Source organism: Aliinostoc maniaoense (genome assembly GCF_058172895.1).
Map to the genome: position 1 here is coordinate 5,907,690 of NZ_CP187952.1, position 17,229 is coordinate 5,924,918.

The following is a 17,229-nucleotide window of genomic DNA, read 5'->3' on the forward strand; positions in this document are numbered from 1 at the left end:
CCTTATCCCAAGAACCATTTTTAACGCCAACCTACTTAATTGGCAGTGAGACAATAAATACACTACCTTTTCCTAATTCCGAATTAACAAATATATTACCGTGATGGGCTTCGACAATACGCCGGGAAAGATACAAACCTAAACCACTACCAGAAATTTTGTGACTACCTTGACGAAATCTTTCAAAGAGGGTGGCTTGTTCTGTGGATGAAATACCTCGCCCGGTGTCTGCTATTTCTATATTTATATATTTAATGTCATAGTGAGGATATTTAAGCCCGATAGTCACTGCACCAGACTCAGTAAACTTAATGGCGTTACCGATGAGGTTAGTAAATAGACGATGTAACTCTAAGCGATCGCCTTTGATGGTGCTATTGGTTGTATCATCAAATTCTAGATTGAGATTTAAGTCTTTGGATGCGGCTAGGGGTGTGAGTTCTCCCGCGACTTCTTCGAGTAATTGGTTTAAATTAACTGGCTGAAATGCCAAGGTTTTGCGCCCAGCTTCAAACCTATAAACTTCTAATAAGGTATTAACCATTGATAGCAAGTTGCTATTACTACGCCCCATAATTATGATCGCTTCCTGCATTTGGGGGGATAACGTACCTAATGCACCTTGTTGAAATAGCGTTAACATTCGATCTGCTGCCACTAGGGGAGTACGTAAATCATGGGTGAGACGCGAGACAAAATCTTCTCGCTGCCGGGCTATTTCATCTCGTTCATCCATGCTACGCTTTAACCGTAATAGCGATCGCACTCTCGCTAATAATTCATCAACTGTCACAGGTTTACGGATAAAATCATCCGCACCTAAATCTAATCCCCGTGCTACATTCGGCGCATCGTGGGCAGTAATTAACAGGATGGGAATGTATTGTTGTAACTCCATCTTTCCCCGAATGTGCTTAGTCACTTCATAACCATCCATTCCCGGCATCATTAAATCTAGCAGCACTAAGTCGCAAGGAGATGCTTGCAGTTGTTCTAAGGCACTAAAGCCATTTTCTGCGGTATTAATTGTGTAGCCTTCTTCCTCCAAAATGGTTTTAATTAAAAACACATTATCAGGAGAGTCATCCACAACAAGAATTTTACCGGGGTGAGAAGGGTTTGAACTCATGAGAGGCAGGGGGCAAAGGGGGCAGGGGGCAAGGGAGGCAGGGGGCAGGGGAGACAAGGGAGGCAGGGGAGACAAGGGAGACAAGGGAGGCAGGGGGCAGGGGGCAGGGGAGACAAGGGAGGCAGGGGAGACAAGGGGCAGGGGCTTAGTTTTAATCTAATAATCTAAATATAGGACTCATATTTGATTTTTGAACAGGTACGTAGATATGTAGTAATATCGTTTCTTGATGTAGCTTGCCTGGCGTAGCCATAGATGCACTTTATTCTGTACTGTAGAGACGTTGCATGCAACGTCTCTACATCATTTATTTGGCGGAACTTCATAGAGAATTGGTATAACACACCCCCCAAAGTGTTTGGTGCGTTACGGCTTACTTCTAACACACCATACATATGTTACATATACTTAGATTTTTTCAGAAATGAAATCAGATGTCTATACAAGTATAACGACTTGAAAAAACTCAACTATGTTAACTAATGTAAAAGGAATAAGATTGAGTTCGTAGTAAGGACTTTAGTCCTGATTTGTTCGCGGAGCGTCTCGCAGAGATAACTAAAGTCTCAACAAGCCCTAAAAAACCGGGTTTCTGAACAAAATTTGCAAGAAACCCGGTTTTTAACCCAGGTGCAAGATGATAGTCATGACTTCATTGATTTTCTTCTTGGTTTTGCTGTCTAGTTAAGTCGAGATATGGGGAAAGTCCCATATCCAAGTTATCTGTATCGCGCCTAGCTTCCATCACATCACGCTGGAGGTTACGCAAAAGTTGAAATAAAAGCCTGTCGCAAATCTCACCTACAAGCAAACTAGCTAAAAATACCGCCACAGTACAAGTAATCACCGCAAACAAACCCAAAGGCGCGATAATCAAAATCACCCAAGTAGTTGCAGCATTCACTACCGCCACAATCCAACTACGATATCGAATCAATTTTTTCGCCACAGAACTAGACATAATCTTTACCCCCTTTAGTTAATTAAGGATGAGATTATTCTATACCCCCTTGGAAGACCCCTCTTCCAGCCCCATAGATAATAAAAATACAGTTAATTGTCAACCCCTAATAGTCGGTATTACCAATTACGAATTAACGCGATGTGCAACTTATTTATAAACCCCTCTCCAAACCTCTCCCCTACAAGGAGAGAGGCTTTGATTCTTGCTCCCCTTCCCTTGCAGGGAAGGGGTTGGGGGTTAGGTTTGAAAAGAAGTTGCAGACGGCGTGAATTACGTTAGCGTACCCCTCTGGGGAAGCAAGCTACGCGGTAGCGTCTCGTAGAGAAGCGGGACGAAGTCCATTACGAATTACGAATTACGAATTACGAATTACAAATGACTACCCTCTATCTCACCGAACCCGGAACTATTGTGCGTTATCGCAATGAATCTTTAGTGATTCAGGACTTACGCAACTGGCACAATGCGATCGCCAGTTTATAGTACATAAGTATTAATTTGATTCCGAAAGCTTTGTCTTCGCAATAGAAGTCGGTGTCTTGGAAGCAAAACATAAAATATTCATGAGAAAATAGCTAGAGATTGTATGAAATAAATTTTGCTGACGGTAATGAGATTTACTAAACTTAATTACTGCCAATACTTATTAAGTAGTCAAATTAATTATACGATGACTAATTTGGCAGAGCATTTAGAGACTATTAGCCATGATGCAATTAACTACTATTTGAAGAGAGAAAAGTTAACACCTCGATTACTCTGGGATAACGTGAAAGAGGTAGTTGAGCCGGATACGAATGCTTACATAATATTTGATGATAGCGTTTTAGATAAAAGATATTCTGAAGAAATAGAAATAGTCAGGAGACAATATAGTGGTAATGAGCATGGTGTTGTCAAAGGCATTGGTGTAGTTAGTTGCGTGTATGTCAACCCTACTATTCAAAGATTTTGGGTCATAGATTACCGCATTTTCAATCCTGATATCGATGGTAAAACCAAGGTAGACCATGTGAAAGATATGCTGCAAAACCTTGTATATCATAAGCTTTTACCATTTGATACTGTTTTGATGGACACATGGTATGCTGTACATAGTTTAATGCTTTATATTGATAGTTTAGAAAAAATTTATTATTGCCCTTTAAAAAATAATCGCTTAGTTGATGATAGCTTTGCCAAAGAAAAATATAAACGTATTGAATTATTAGAGTGGAGTCCTGAAGAGTTAGAATGTGGTAAAATCATAAAAATTAAAGGGTTTCCGCCAGAGAAAAAAGTGAAACTATTCCGGGTTACTGTTTCTACCAACAGAACGGATTATATCGCCACTAACGATTTATCTCAAAGCTCCACGGATGTTGTACAACAGGTGTGTAAGATTCGTTGGAAAATTGAAGAGTTTCACAGAGAGATTAAACAATTAACAGGCATTGAATCTTGTCAATGTCGTAAGGCTAGGCTGCAAAGAAATCATATTGCTTGTGCAATGTTAGTTTGGATTAGATTAAAGAATTTAGCCTATCAAACTGGTCAAACTGTTTATCAAATCAAGCATAATTTGCTTTCTAATTATTTAATTCAGCAACTCAAACGCCCAAGTATTCTTATGTGCTTGGTCTGAGTTGAATTGTCCCTGGGTAGGGCTGCGCCTTACCCCCTCTTTGTGCCAGTTGCGTAAGTCCTGTGATTGTCAAACAGGAACAGTCTACAAATTGCCGTTTGGCGGAGTTGACACTGGTGATAGTTTTACCAGGGGTACAATTAACAGATGTGGTAATCTCTTTATTACTTGACCGAGGAATTGAAACGATTTTTCTCCGTCAAGATGGGCAATTTCGCGGTCGTTTGCAAGGGCAATTTGCTACAAACCCGACTTTGCGTCTAGCACAGTACCGCACTGTAGAAACAACGTTTGGGATGGCGTTAGCACAAAAGTTAGTCATGGGTAAAGTTCGTAACCAACGGGTGCTGCTACAACGGCGTAACCGTGCAACTAATGGACAAATCAGTGAATTAACCGAAGCGATCGATTTAATTAGTGCCTATGCTTCCCAGTTAACTAATACTACAACACCCCTAAATCGGAATGAACTGATGGGAGTGGAAGGAATTTGCGCTCGTACTTATTATCAAGCACTTAAACACTGGTTTCCTTCTCAGTGGAATTTTAACGGACGCAATCGTCGTCCGCCACTAGATCCTGTCAATGCCTTGCTCAGTTGGGGATATGGGGTTTTATTGGCGCGGGTGTTTGCGGCTTGTGTTCAAGCGGGACTTGATCCTTATTTGGGATTTTTTCACGCTATTGAACCATATCGTCCAAATTTGGTATTAGATTTAATGGAGGAATTTCGACCAGTAGCGGTAGATCAAGCTGTGATTTCTCTAATTCAGTCGGATTTATTGACACCGGATGATTTTCAACCTTCGCCGGATGGGGTGGGTATTTGGTTGGGAACAATGGCGAAAAAGTTATTACTAGGTGAGTTAGAAAGGAAGTTTCGCACTTCTATACTTTACCCACCGCAAAATCGTCAGTTAAGTTTGAGTCAAATTTTACTAGAACAATGCCGCAGTTTAGGACGCTGTTTAGTACAGTCGAGTTTAGATTATGAGGCGTTTGTCATTAAATGACTTGGTTGGTAGTAAGGACTTTAGTCCTTAAAAAAGGGGAAGGAAGGACTAAAGTCCTTACTACGAACGGGAGATTAATTTTGAAAGTTGGTAATTATGGCAAAACTTTATTTGGTGTGTTACGACATACCAGACGACAAGCGGCGGACTAAGTTGGCGAAGTTGTTAGAACAACGCTGTCAACGGGTACAGTATTCGGTGTTTGAGTGTCCTTTAGAGGAGTCAGCTATTAACTCTCTATTGGAAAAGCGTTGGCTACCAATTTTGAAGTTGAATGAGGATAGTTTAAGGGTTTATCCCCTAGATGCAACTGCAAAAGCACAAACACGAGTTTATGGCAGTCAGCCGCCTTATGAACCCCCAGATTATTTAATTTTGTAAAGTTGGATGTCTGGTTTTTGGTGAGGGTTTACAGGCTGGAGTTGATGATTTTGCTAGTATTTGGCGGTTTGTAACGGAATGTAAAGTTAGCCGCAACTTTGTCGCGTCGATTTATAGGAAGTAAGAGTGAGTAAAGTTGTGTAAATAAAAGAAAAGTTTGTTTTTTTGCCTTGACTCCTGGAGCTTTTTCGTTTAGATTATCTATAAAGCTAATTTTTTACGGAAAAGGCTTTTGGATTTTTGTACTGATGCTGTAGGTTACACCTCTATCTCCGTACCTCGGCGCAACTGAACCTTGAAAACCAAATATATCAATAGTTTCCAAATGGTAGGGTTAAACACCACCTCTTCCCCGCAAGGGGACGGAAACGAACATAACAACGAAGTGATGTTGAAATTGTTCCATTGGTTAAACACCACCTCTTCCCCGCAAGGGGACGGAAACTGGCAACTGTAAATGAGAACGGTAAACGCTTAAAACAAAGTCAAGGTTAAACACCACCTCTTCCCCGCAAGGGGACGGAAACCTGTTAGGTGATTTGTACATTATTGTCTCCATAATATCGTGGTTAAACACCACCTCTTCCCCGCAAGGGGACGGAAACGATAGCCGAGTCATGTAGGTAACTACGGTAGAAAATTTTTTTTGTTAAACACCACCTCTTCCCCGCAAGGGGACGGAAACCTGCCACGCCTTCCCAGACCGCTTAGTTACTATATCTTGTTAAACACCACCTCTTCCCCGCAAGGGGACGGAAACTGGCTTGCACAGTGGCTACTAGTATGTCTACCTTCTTACTATGTTAAACACCACCTCTTCCCCGCAAGGGGACGGAAACAAAGGGGACAAGCCCCTAACTTATTAGATATCAATAGTTAAACACCACCTCTTCCCCGCAAGGGGACGGGTGCGACTATCAGTCGCTCATGAGAGTGAGTATCTGAGAAATACTCCTGGTTAATGTCTAAACCAGTACCTACCCGAAGGGGCATTGCGGGTAACTGCGGTGTCTCAGAGCTAGAGGGGAAAGCGTAAAATCTGCAAGCCGAAAAGTGGAGGTAACGCCAAGGTAAAACCACTGACGGGTTAACGAGAGTGAACCTTTGACGAGGCATCGTGAAGCGGAAATACTGAAACGGCTGAAACAGTAAAAGGGGTGAGATATTCTGCCCTGTCCTCAGAATATAAGACATCAAAACGCCCCCGGTGTATAGAAGGAACGCGCAGTGGTTGTGTCTTTCATGTGTGATATGAAGAAACCCCAATGGAGTCTGACAACTAGAAACGATGCGGTCAGTAAAGCAGGGAGTAATCCCGACTGAACTCTCCAGTGGGAGTAAGATGCTACAAAAAGCGAAAGCTGTGAAGCCGAAAGGCAACGGGAAACCATAACCGCGCAGATAGGTTTAACTAAACCGACCTGAAAGGGTGCAGACGTGTAGCGAGTGAATCCCTTGAAATCAGAGTAATAGGAAACCGAACTGTGCGGGAAAAGTTATGGTGCAATCAACGATTGTGAATGTAACCGACAGGACTACGGACTGGAACAGCATTAACTGGAAAAATGCCTACCGCGTAGTCAGGCGACTCAGACAAAGAATATTCAAGGCAACCAAAGACGGTAACTTTAAGAGGGTACGCAATCTTCAAAAGTTACTCATGAGGAGTTACTCCAACATTATACTTTCCGTGCGACGAGTAACGCAATTAAATCAAGGCAAGAAAACAGCAGGTGTGGACAAATTACTGGTACTGACACCACACGCTAGGGCAACATTGGTAGATATTCTCGCCATGCGCTTACCGTGGAAAGCATTACCAGTGAAGCGGGTATACATCCGCAAATCCAACGGCAAACAACGCCCCCTCGGTATTCCCTGCATCATCGACAGATGTCTTCAGGCAATAGTATTAAACGCCTTAGAACCAAGTTGGGAAGCACAATTCGAGAGAACATCTTACGGTTTCCGCCCCGGCAGAGGTGTACATGACGCGATAGAAAGAGTACACACAATGTCAAAAGCCAACTCCACTACTAGTTGGGTGGTTGATGCCGACATTGAAGGTTGCTTTGATAACATCGCCCATGCACCGCTCATGCAAGCCATTGGGAACTTCCCCGCACGGCAGTTAATACACCAGTGGTTAAAAGCGGGATATGTAGACAAGGGCGTGTTTTACGATACAGAAATGGGCGTACCCCAAGGTGGAATCATTTCCCCACTACTCGCAAATATTGCATTGCATGGTATGGAAGCAGCATTGGGTATCAGATACGATAAACACGGTCATAAAATCGGACATCGTGGTCTGGTACGCTACGCTGATGATTTGGTAGTTTTCTGCAAAACTCAAGAGGATGCCCACAGGGTGGTTGATATCTTGTCCGACTGGATGAAAACTAAAGGGTTGGCTTTATCAGAGTCCAAAACCCAAATAGTACATCTAACTGTGGGATTTGATTTTCTGGGGTTTAACATCAGATGGTATCAAGACAAAAATACCTTAACGGGACGGAAAGTATTAATCAAGCCCAGCAAGAAATCTTTGCAAGATGTCCGAGACCAGATTCGGCAAGTTTGGCTAGAGAATAAAAGCCAGAATGTCAATTATCTCATAGGTAAGCTCAACCCGATAATTCGCGGTGTTGCTAATTACTATCGGACAGTTGTTTCCTCACATATATTCGCCAAGTTAGACAGATGGATGTATGTGCGACAGCAACGGTACGCCAAGAGAATGCACCCAAATAAAAGCTCTCATTGGCGCATTCCTCGCTATTGGGGGAACTTTAACTTGGATAGAAATGACTATTGGGTGTTTGGGGACAAACGTTCTGGTCAATATCTACTCAAGTTTAGTTGGTTTAATATCAAACGGCATACTTTGGTGAAAGGGGATGCTTCTCCTGATGACCAACAGTTACGTGTTTACTGGGAGCATCGACGCAAGAATCAATCTCGCTGTTTGATTCCCAGTTACCAAAAGTTAGCCCGAAGACAAGGGTATAAGTGTCCTATTTGTGGCGAGTCTCTGTTTAACAATGAGTCGCTACATAAACACCATAAAATCCCTTGTGCTGCTGGCGGTAATGATAGCTACTCTAATTTAGAGTTGGTGCATTTCTACTGTCACCAACAAATACACTCAGTAGGGCGCAAGTCTGAAGATGAGGTGTTTGTGCCAACACAAAATTGCTTTCATCCACCGATACACTCAGTAGGATTATTAGATGAATCTGAAGACGAGGTATTTAGTCTTTGGTAAGCGTTCGGGTTTGCTAAAGCCGGATGCAGGGTAACTTGCTTGTCCGGTTTGTCGGGGGGAAGGGGATTGCAACATCCCTGCCCTACCCTCTAAACCAGTTAGTGTTGTCTTCGTATCTTAGAAGATAGAAAGTGTTAAACACCACCTCTTCCCCGCAAGGGGACGGAAACAAGCAAATGGGCTGACCATCTTTGAAAACATGAACTGTTAAACACCACCTCTTCCCCGCAAGGGGACGGGTGCGACTATCAGTCGCTCATGAGAGTGAGTATCTGAGAAATACTCCTGGTTAATGTCTAAACCAGTACCTACCCGAAGGGGCATTGCGGGTAACTGCGGTGTCTCAGAGCTAGAGGGGAAAGCGTAAATCTACGAGCCGAAGTGTGGACGTAACGCCAAGGTAAAACCACTGACGGGTTAACGAGAGTGAACCTTTGACGAGGCATCGTGAAGCGGAAATACTGAAACGGCTGAAACAGTAAAAGGGGTGAGATATTCTGCCCTGTCCTCAGAATATAAGACATCAAAACGCCCCCGGTGTATAGAAGGAACGCGCAGTGGTTGTGTCTTTCATGTGTGATATGAAGAAACCCCAATGGAGTCTGACAACTAGAAACGATGCTGTCAGTAAAGCAGGGAGCAATCCCGACTGAACCCTCCAGTGGGTGTAAGATGCTACAAAAAGCGAAAGCTGTGAAGCCGAAAGGCAACGGGAAACCATAACCGCGCAGATAGGTTTAACTAAACCGACCTGAAAGGGTGCAGACGTGTAGCGAGTGAATCCCTTGAAATCAGAGTAGTAAGAAACCGAACTGTGCGGGAAAAGTTATGGTGCAATCAACGATTGTGAATGTAACCGACAGGACTACAGACTGGAACAGCATTAACTGGAAAAATGCTTACCGCGTAGTCAGGCGACTCAGACAAAGAATATTCAAGGCAACCAAAGACAGTAACTTTAAGAGGGTACGCAATCTTCAAAAGTTACTCATGAGGAGTTACTCCAACATTATACTTTCCGTGCGACGAGTAACGCAATTAAATCAAGGCAAGAAAACAGCAGGTGTGGACAAATTACTGGTACTGACACCACGAGCAAGAGCAACATTGGTAGATATTCTCGCCATGCGCCTACCGTGGAAAGCATTACCAGTTAAGCGGGTATACATCCGCAAATCCAACGGCAAACAACGCCCCCTCGGTATTCCCTGCATCATCGACAGATGTCTCCAGGCAATAGTATTAAACGCCTTAGAACCAAGTTGGGAAGCACAATTCGAGAGAACATCTTACGGTTTCCGCCCCGGCAGAGGTGTACATGACGCGATAGAAAGAGTACACACAATGTCAAAAGCCAACTCCACTACTAGTTGGGTGGTCGATGCCGACATTGAAGGTTGCTTTGATAACATTGCCCATGCACCGCTCATGCAAACCATTGGGAACTTCCCCGCACGGCAGTTAATACACCAGTGGTTAAAAGCGGGATATGTAGACAAGGGCGTGTTTTACGATACAGAAACAGGTGTACCTCAAGGTGGAATCATTTCCCCACTACTCGCAAATATTGCATTGCATGGTATGGAAGCGGCATTGGGTATCAGATACGATAAATACGGTCATAAAATCGGACATCGTGGTCTGGTACGCTATGCTGATGATTTGGTAGTTTTGTGCAAAACTCAAGAGGATGCCCACAGGGTGGTTGATATCTTGTCCTACTGGATGAAAACTAAAGGGCTGGCTTTATCAGAGTCTAAAACCCAAATAGTACATCTAACTGTGGGATTTGATTTTCTGGGGTTTAACATCAGATGGTATCAAGACAAAAATACCAAAACCGGGCGGAAAGTATTAATCAAGCCCAGCAAGAAATCTTTGCAAGATGTCCGAGACCAGATTCGCCAAGTTTGGCTAGAGAATAAAAGCCATAATGTCAATTATCTCATAGGCAAGCTCAACCCGATAATTCGCGGTGTGGCTAATTACTATCGGACAGTTGTTTCCTCACATATATTCGCCAAACTAGATAGATGGATGTATGTGCGACAGCAACGGTACGCCAAGAGAATGCACCCAAATAAAAGCTCACATTGGCGCAAGCTTCGCTACTGGGGGAACTTTAACTTGGATAGAAATGACTTTTGGGTGTTTGGGGACAAACGTTCTGGTCAATATCTACTCAAGTTTAGTTGGTTTAATATCAAACGGCACACTTTGGTGAAAGGTGATGCTTCTCCTGATGACCAACACTTACGTGTTTACTGGGAACAACGACGCAAGAAGCAATCTCGCTGTTTGATTCCTAGTTACCAAAAGTTAGCCCGAAGACAAGGGTATAAGTGTCCTATTTGTGGCGAGTCTCTGTTTAACAATGAGTCTCTACATAAACACCATAAAATCCCTTGTGCTGCTGGCGGTAATGATAGCTACTCTAATTTAGAGTTGGTGCATTTCTACTGTCACCAACAAATACACTCAGTAGGGCGCAAGTCTGAAGGTGAGGTGTTTGTGCAAACACAAAATTGCTTTCATCCACCGATACACTCAGTAGGATTATTAGATGAATCTGAAGACGAGGTATTTAGTCTTTGGTAAGCGTTCGGGTTTGCTAAAGCCGGATGCAGGGTAACTTGCTTGTCCGGTTTGTCGGGGGGAAGGGGATTGCAACATCCCTGCCCTACCCATTAAACCTAAGCCAATAATATAATGCAAAATTCTTTATATAGCAAGTTAAACACCACCTCTTCCCCGCAAGGGGACGGAAACTTAGTTACCCTTGCAGTCTTAGTCTTAGGATTAGCGATCGCGTTAAACACCACCTATTCCCCGCAAGGGGACGGAAACATAGTAACTGTATTCATGAATCGTCTCCTGAGAGTTAAACACCACCTATTCCCCGCAAGGGGACGAAAACACATTAAACAATTAACCAACTAAAAACATCCTCAACAGTTAGAGAGAGGTTGATATTGCTGAGAATGGGTAGCTGATCTTTACCCATAAACATTTCAACCCGTTGGTTGGGGAGTATAGTTAAAATACTTGCATCCTCTGGAACAATTAACCATCCTAGTTCTGTGCCATATTGGGAACAAAGCAGCAGTTTACGCAGAACTTTGACGAGAGTTTGATCAGGGGATAAAATTTCTATTGCCCAGTCAGGATAAATTTCAAATCGGTTACTAATTCTCCCCGACGGTTCACGGGGAATACGCTCCCAACGAAATACAGCAATATCAGGAACAATTGCTGCACCTCCAAAAATACAACGCAATTCAGGGAAAGCTAAGGCAGTTTTTTCAGGTTTGGCTATCTGATTAATTGCTTGGCATAGCTCCACTTGTAATAAACTATGTTCTCCTTGGGGCATAGGTTTTTCAGTAATTATTCCATCAATATATTCAGAGGCGGGTTTAGTTTCGGGGAGTTGCAAGAATGCGTCTAAAGTGATGGAATTGACTAGTGTAGTCATTTTATTTCCTACCCAAATTCTCTTACTTCAATATTAATGGTGGCTATTTTACACACCGAAAAAAGTTGGCATGGCAAACTTAACTTAGTTTATAGCGATCGCCTGGGTAAAACAGAGTTAATTTACAATCACCACCAAGCACCGCTAAAAGTACAACGTCCATTCTATCCAGAAGGGGAAAAAGTCTGTCATAGCATTATTTTACATACAGCCGGGGGAGTTGTGGGAGGCGATCGCTTATCTAGTAATATCCATCTCCAACCCCACAGCCAAACTGTCATTACTACCGCCGCCGCAGGCAAGATATATCGTAGCAATGGCTTAGAGGCACAACAAAATATAGATATTAAAATTGATGCCGATGCTTGTTTAGAATGGCTACCCCAAGAAACAATTTTATTTAACGGGGCAATTTATCGCCAAAACTTACGGGTAGAATTAGCAAGCACAGCTAAATTTATAGCCTGGGAAATTACCCGATTTGGGCGCAGTGCGAGGGGAGAGAAATTTTACCAAGGAAAATGGCGATCGCACACCGAAATCTGGCAAAATGGTCTACCAGTCTGGATAGATCGTCAATACCTACCCGGTAGTGAAGCAGTATTCCACAGTCCCCACGCCTTATCAGGACAACCAATAGCTGCTAGCTTTATTTACGTAGGTAGTTCAGTTACTCAAGACACCATTGAAAAAGCCCGTTCTATATTTACCCCTCATTCAACAGTTAACCCTCAACATTTAACCTCTATAGGCGTTACCAGCTTAGAAAATGGATTTTTGTGTCGATACCGTGGTGCTTCTACTTCGGAAGTGAGAAACTGGTTTACATCCGTGTGGCAAATGCTACGATTTGATATCTTCAATCGTAGTCGTTGCATACCGAGAGTGTGGGGGTAATTCGTAATTCGTAATTCGTAATTCGTAATTCGTAATTATTCGTAGTAACGTACCGCAGGCTTTGGGGGGAGTGAAACCAAACGTGATTTTACTGTTCACTGTTAAAGTCTTGATATGAACATTGAGAATAAGTTACTCTGTTCGGTGAAATTATATTTTTATGATTTGGTATAAATATGCAACTTACGCCACAAGAAAAAGATAAATTACTGATTTTTACTGCCGCTTTATTAGCAGAAAGGCGGAAAAATAGAGGTTTGAAATTAAATTATCCCGAAGCAGTGGCTTATATTTCGGCTGCGATTTTAGAAGGGGCAAGAGATGGACAAACCGTAGCCGAATTAATGAGTTATGGCACAACTTTATTAACTAGAAATGATGTCATGGAAGGTGTGCCGGAAATGGTGCATGAAGTACAATTAGAAGCCACCTTTCCTGATGGTACAAAATTAGTTACTGTGCATAATCCGATTCGATGAACTCCTGACATTAAAAAGAATGGAAAACAAGTTAACTTAAATTTTAAGTCAGAATAGTTGTAGAGCAGTAGACAATCAGTTTCTTAATTTGGAATCTTGAATTGATTATGGTAAGCCAACTCAGCCAAACCAAACCCCAAACTGAACTGAATATTAAGTGGGAAGCTTTACCCAAAGACTTCAAACTAGAGGATGAACCGGTGGAAAATACAGGGCAGCCTATCTTGGCTGGTGCTTTACGCGAAAGTTTAGAAATCAGTGGCTTCATCCAACCCCAAATGCTGATAGCATCAAACTTTGGATTGTGTGCAACTATTAACGAACAACTGGTGATTAAAGCCCCAGATTGGGTATATGTACCATCAGTTAAAGAAGTCATTACTAATCGCAAAAGTTATACACCAAATTTAGAAGGTGAAATTCCGCTCATAGTGATGGAATTTCTCTCAGATAATGATGGGGGAGAATATTCTGTTAAACGCAGTTATCCGCCTGGTAGATGGTTTTTTTATGAGCAAATATTGCAAGTTCCCATCTATATTATTTTTGAACCAACTGGGGGATTATTAGAATATTATAACTTAGAAAATGGACGTTATGAACTAAAATTACCCGATGAAAATGGTCGTCATTGGGTAGATGGAATGGGCTTATATTTAGGAACTTGGCAAGGAACAAAAGAAGCCCATACTGGTTATTGGTTACGTTGGTGGGATAAAGATGGTAATTTGTTATCTTGGGCGGTAGAAAAAATTGAACAAGAACGCCAACGGGCAGAACAAGAACGCCAACGGGCAGAACAAGAACAACAGGAAAAAGAACGATTAATTGCGTATTTGCGATCGCAAGGTATCGACCCCGATAATTTACCAAATTTATAAGGAATAAAGACTACATATGATACCAGGGGAAATCATTACACCAGCCGGAGAAATTGAACTTAATACAGGGCGTGCAACTGTAAAATTAAGTGTAGCAAATAGAGGCGATCGCCCGATTCAAGTTGGTTCGCATTTTCATTTTTATGAAGTGAATAATGCGCTGAATTTTGATAGAGAACAAGCGTTGGGAATGCGGTTAGATATTCCTGCCGGAACAGCAGTGCGGTTTGAACCGGGGGATGAGAAGGAGGTAAATTTAGTGGCTTTGGTTGGGAGTCGGGAGGTTTATGGGTTTAATGGGAGGGTGAATGGGGAAATTAAACGCAAAGGTACGCAAAGGTAGACGCAAAGGTACGCAGAGTTAAAGTTGGTTGGCTACGCGTTTGATACCTTCTTTGAGATGAATAACGTTGAAGTTGAGGAGGAGTCCGAGTTTACAGTGGGTGAGTTTCAGGTAGGTGAGAAGTTGTACTGCGTGGATGGGTTTGAGAGATTCTACAGACTTGACTTCAATTACTACCTTATTATTAACAATCAAATCCAAACGGTAAACACAATCCAACTCCACCTCCTTATACACCAGGGGTAAGGAAATTTGCCTACCAACATGACATCCCTGCTGCTTCAACTCATAATGCAAACACTCCTCATAAGCCGACTCCAACAACCCAGGCCCCAAAGCCGTATGCACCCGCATCCCACAACCAATAATCACTCTACTTAACTCATTCTCATCCATACTCTGCGCCCCTTTGCGTTTACCTTTGCGCCCCTCTGCGTTTAAACTCAATTCTAACCCCACTTCCCAGGAATGTAATATGCCTTACAAAATATCTCGCCACGCCTACGCAGAAACCTACGGCCCCACAGTAGGCGATCGCATCCGCCTAGCCGACACAGAATTATTTATACAAGTAGAACAAGACTTCACCACCTACGGCGACGAAGTAAAATTTGGTGGCGGTAAAGTCATCCGCGATGGTATGGGACAATCCCCCATTTCTAACGCTGATGGTGCAGTAGATTTAGTCATTACCAACGCTTTAATCCTCGATTGGTGGGGAATAGTCAAAGCAGACATCGGCATTAAAGACGGCAAAATATTCAAAATCGGTAAAGCCGGTAATCCCTATATTCAAGACAATATTGATATTATTATCGGCCCTGGTACAGAAGCCTTAGCCGGCGAGGGCATGATTCTCACGGCTGGCGGCATTGATAGCCATATTCATTTTATCTGTCCCCAACAAATTGAAGTTGCGATCGCCTCTGGTATCACAACCATGATTGGCGGTGGTACAGGCCCCGCCACCGGTACAAACGCCACCACCTGCACCCCCGGCCCCTGGAATATGTACCGAATGTTACAAGCGGCTGATGCTTTCCCGATGAATTTAGGTTTTTTAGGGAAAGGCAACGCCAGTCAACCCCAAGGCTTAGTCGAACAAGTTGCAGCCGGCGCAATGGGGTTAAAACTCCATGAAGACTGGGGAACAACACCAGCCACTATTGATACCTGTCTCAGTGTCGCCGATGAGTATGATGTGCAAGTAGCAATTCACACCGACACCCTCAACGAAGCCGGATTTGTGGAAGATACCATTGCCGCCTTTAAACATCGCGTCATCCACACCTACCACACCGAAGGCGCAGGCGGTGGACACGCACCAGATATCATCAAAGTCTGCGGTGAAACCAACGTCCTCCCATCTTCCACCAACCCCACCCGTCCGTATACTCTCAACACCCTAGACGAACACCTAGATATGTTGATGGTATGTCATCACCTCGACCCCAGTATTGCTGAAGATGTCGCCTTTGCAGAATCCCGCATCCGCCGGGAAACCATCGCCGCCGAAGATATTCTCCACGACTTAGGCGCGTTTAGTATGATTGCCTCCGATTCCCAAGCAATGGGTAGGGTAGGAGAGGTAATAATTCGTACTTGGCAAACAGCCCACAAAATGAAGTTACAACGGGGAAGCTTTGCAGGAGATGGGGACGCTGATAATTTGCGGGCTAAAAGATATGTTGCAAAATACACTATTAACCCAGCTATTACACATGGAGTTGCTGAGTATGTTGGTTCTGTAGAGGAAGGTAAACTTGCAGATTTATGCTTGTGGCGACCAGCATTTTTTGGCGTAAAACCAGAGATAGTCATTAAAGGGGGGATGATTGCATGGTCACAGATGGGAGACGCTAACGCCAGCATTCCCACACCCCAACCTGTGCATATGCGACCGATGTTTGGCAGTTTTGCAGGTGCGAGACACGCTACATCTTTAACCTTTGTCTCCCAAGCGGCGTTAGCTAGAGAAATTCCTAGCCAGTTGGGTTTAAAAAAATCAGCCGTTGCGGTTTCAGGAACACGTCAATTAACTAAACAGGATATGAAGTTAAATGATGCTTTACCTAATATAGAAGTAGATCCAGAAACCTATGAAGTTAAAGCCGATGGCGAATTGTTAACCTGTGAACCCGCTACCGTTTTACCAATGGCGCAAAGATACTTTTTGTTCTAGTTCAACAAAATAATTCGTAATACCGCTACGCGGAAGCAAGCTACGTAATTCGTAATTAAGAAATTCAGAAAAAAAGAGTGGGAGAAAGCATATCAATCGCTTTTATCTCCCACCCTGCCATTACTGCTGTAGAGTTCAGGAATTTTGACAGATATTGCCATTTCATATAGGGGCTAATTATCAATCAATGGCATAACCTGTACAAATTACACATCCCTGATGCAGCAAAGGCTAAGTTTAATTATTCTTTTGAAAAGTTAGCAGATCAAACTAACATGACAGGCTAACAATAACAGGGTTTTAAATCCGTCAATTGTTAACTTTCAACTTCTATGTAAGTAGAACGGTGTAAATAATTAAAGGTTTGTAGTGAGGACTTTAGTCCTCTCTTAAGGACTAAAGTCCTTACTACGAACTAAATTCATTTTTTTTACATTACTTTACATAGTTTGGTTTTTTCAAGTCGTTCTACTTAATTTAACTCGATAAGTTGTAGTTAGGTTGCCATTTTGGCAACTTTATCTTAATTTCAAGGGTTTAGAGATGATTTATAAAGTAAAGCTGAAATTGTAGGGTGCGTTCAAGCAACGCGT

At 42.8% G+C, this 17,229-nt stretch carries 15 protein-coding genes and 1 CRISPR repeat array; of the genes, 11 read left to right on the forward strand and 4 right to left on the reverse strand.

Annotated features, from left to right (window positions below; translation table 11 throughout):
* Window positions 1–31: 31 nt before the first annotated feature.
* Window positions 32–1,129: an ATP-binding response regulator gene (locus tag ACPZ3T_RS25815; protein WP_490272286.1), complete on the reverse strand. Its 1,098-nt coding sequence runs from the start codon at window positions 1,127–1,129 to the stop codon at window positions 32–34.
* On the opposite strand from ACPZ3T_RS25815, the gene ACPZ3T_RS25820 reads away from it, so the two are divergent.
* Window positions 1,128–1,289 (forward strand): hypothetical protein, encoded by a 162-nt coding sequence (locus ACPZ3T_RS25820; RefSeq protein WP_490272287.1) that lies wholly within the window; start codon window positions 1,128–1,130, stop codon window positions 1,287–1,289. The genes ACPZ3T_RS25815 and ACPZ3T_RS25820 overlap by 2 nt on opposite strands.
* Window positions 1,290–1,781: 492 nt before the next feature.
* Here the strand turns inward: ACPZ3T_RS25820 and csx18 are convergent, their stop codons facing one another.
* Entirely contained in the window at window positions 1,782–2,090 is a 309-nt protein-coding gene (gene csx18, locus ACPZ3T_RS25825) for a CRISPR-associated protein Csx18 (RefSeq protein WP_490272288.1), read from the reverse strand.
* Window positions 2,091–2,703: 613 nt separating this feature from the next.
* Between csx18 and ACPZ3T_RS25830 the strand changes: the two genes are divergently transcribed.
* The 5 genes from ACPZ3T_RS25830 (at window position 2,704) to ltrA (ACPZ3T_RS25850) (ending at window position 10,977) form a co-directional block, all read left to right on the forward strand.
* Window positions 2,704–3,717: an IS701 family transposase gene (locus ACPZ3T_RS25830; RefSeq protein WP_490277297.1), complete on the forward strand. Its 1,014-nt coding sequence runs from the start codon at window positions 2,704–2,706 to the stop codon at window positions 3,715–3,717.
* Window positions 3,718–3,779: 62 nt separating this feature from the next.
* Window positions 3,780–4,730: a CRISPR-associated endonuclease Cas1 gene (gene cas1, locus ACPZ3T_RS25835; protein ID WP_490272289.1), complete on the forward strand. Its 951-nt coding sequence runs from the start codon at window positions 3,780–3,782 to the stop codon at window positions 4,728–4,730.
* A gap of 96 nt (window positions 4,731–4,826) precedes the next feature.
* Complete coding sequence (cas2, locus tag ACPZ3T_RS25840) at window positions 4,827–5,111, forward strand: CRISPR-associated endonuclease Cas2 (RefSeq protein WP_490272290.1); 285 nt, start codon at window positions 4,827–4,829, stop codon at window positions 5,109–5,111.
* A 333-nt stretch (window positions 5,112–5,444) separates the two neighbouring features.
* Window positions 5,445–6,023: a CRISPR direct-repeat array (repeat unit 37 nt; unit sequence GTTAAACACCACCTCTTCCCCGCAAGGGGACGGAAAC).
* Window positions 6,024–6,609: 586 nt separating this feature from the next.
* Window positions 6,610–8,379 carry a group II intron reverse transcriptase/maturase gene (gene ltrA / locus ACPZ3T_RS25845; RefSeq protein WP_490270564.1) on the forward strand — a complete coding sequence of 590 codons (1,770 nt, stop codon included), beginning with the start codon at window positions 6,610–6,612 and terminating at the stop codon, window positions 8,377–8,379.
* 828 nt (window positions 8,380–9,207) lie between these two features.
* On the forward strand, window positions 9,208–10,977 hold the full coding sequence (gene ltrA / locus ACPZ3T_RS25850) for a group II intron reverse transcriptase/maturase (RefSeq protein WP_490272291.1): 1,770 nt from the start codon (window positions 9,208–9,210) through the stop codon (window positions 10,975–10,977).
* A 322-nt stretch (window positions 10,978–11,299) separates the two neighbouring features.
* On the opposite strand, the gene ACPZ3T_RS25855 is transcribed toward ltrA (ACPZ3T_RS25850), so the two are convergent.
* On the reverse strand, window positions 11,300–11,854 hold the full coding sequence (locus tag ACPZ3T_RS25855) for a Uma2 family endonuclease (RefSeq protein ID WP_490272292.1): 555 nt from the start codon (window positions 11,852–11,854) through the stop codon (window positions 11,300–11,302).
* Window positions 11,855–11,890: 36 nt separating this feature from the next.
* On the opposite strand from ACPZ3T_RS25855, the gene ACPZ3T_RS25860 reads away from it, so the two are divergent.
* The 4 genes from ACPZ3T_RS25860 (at window position 11,891) to ACPZ3T_RS25875 (ending at window position 14,454) form a co-directional block, all read left to right on the forward strand.
* The gene (locus tag ACPZ3T_RS25860; RefSeq protein ID WP_490272293.1) at window positions 11,891–12,751 is read left to right on the forward strand and encodes an urease accessory protein UreD; all 861 of its coding nucleotides are present in this window, start codon (window positions 11,891–11,893) and stop codon (window positions 12,749–12,751) included.
* Window positions 12,752–12,927: 176 nt separating this feature from the next.
* Entirely contained in the window at window positions 12,928–13,230 is a 303-nt protein-coding gene (ureA, locus tag ACPZ3T_RS25865; protein ID WP_490272294.1) for an urease subunit gamma, read from the forward strand.
* 107 nt (window positions 13,231–13,337) lie between these two features.
* Window positions 13,338–14,111: a Uma2 family endonuclease gene (locus tag ACPZ3T_RS25870; RefSeq protein ID WP_490272295.1), complete on the forward strand. Its 774-nt coding sequence runs from the start codon at window positions 13,338–13,340 to the stop codon at window positions 14,109–14,111.
* A gap of 16 nt (window positions 14,112–14,127) precedes the next feature.
* Entirely contained in the window at window positions 14,128–14,454 is a 327-nt protein-coding gene (locus ACPZ3T_RS25875; protein ID WP_490272296.1) for an urease subunit beta, read from the forward strand.
* 18 nt (window positions 14,455–14,472) lie between these two features.
* Here the strand turns inward: ACPZ3T_RS25875 and ACPZ3T_RS25880 are convergent, their stop codons facing one another.
* Window positions 14,473–14,850, reverse strand: coding sequence for a GxxExxY protein (locus tag ACPZ3T_RS25880; protein WP_490277372.1), 378 nt, complete (start codon window positions 14,848–14,850; stop codon window positions 14,473–14,475).
* 79 nt (window positions 14,851–14,929) lie between these two features.
* Here ACPZ3T_RS25880 and ureC point away from each other — a divergent pair, with 79 nt between their 5' ends.
* Complete coding sequence (gene ureC / locus ACPZ3T_RS25885; protein WP_490272297.1) at window positions 14,930–16,636, forward strand: urease subunit alpha; 1,707 nt, start codon at window positions 14,930–14,932, stop codon at window positions 16,634–16,636.
* Window positions 16,637–17,229 lie beyond the last annotated feature (593 nt).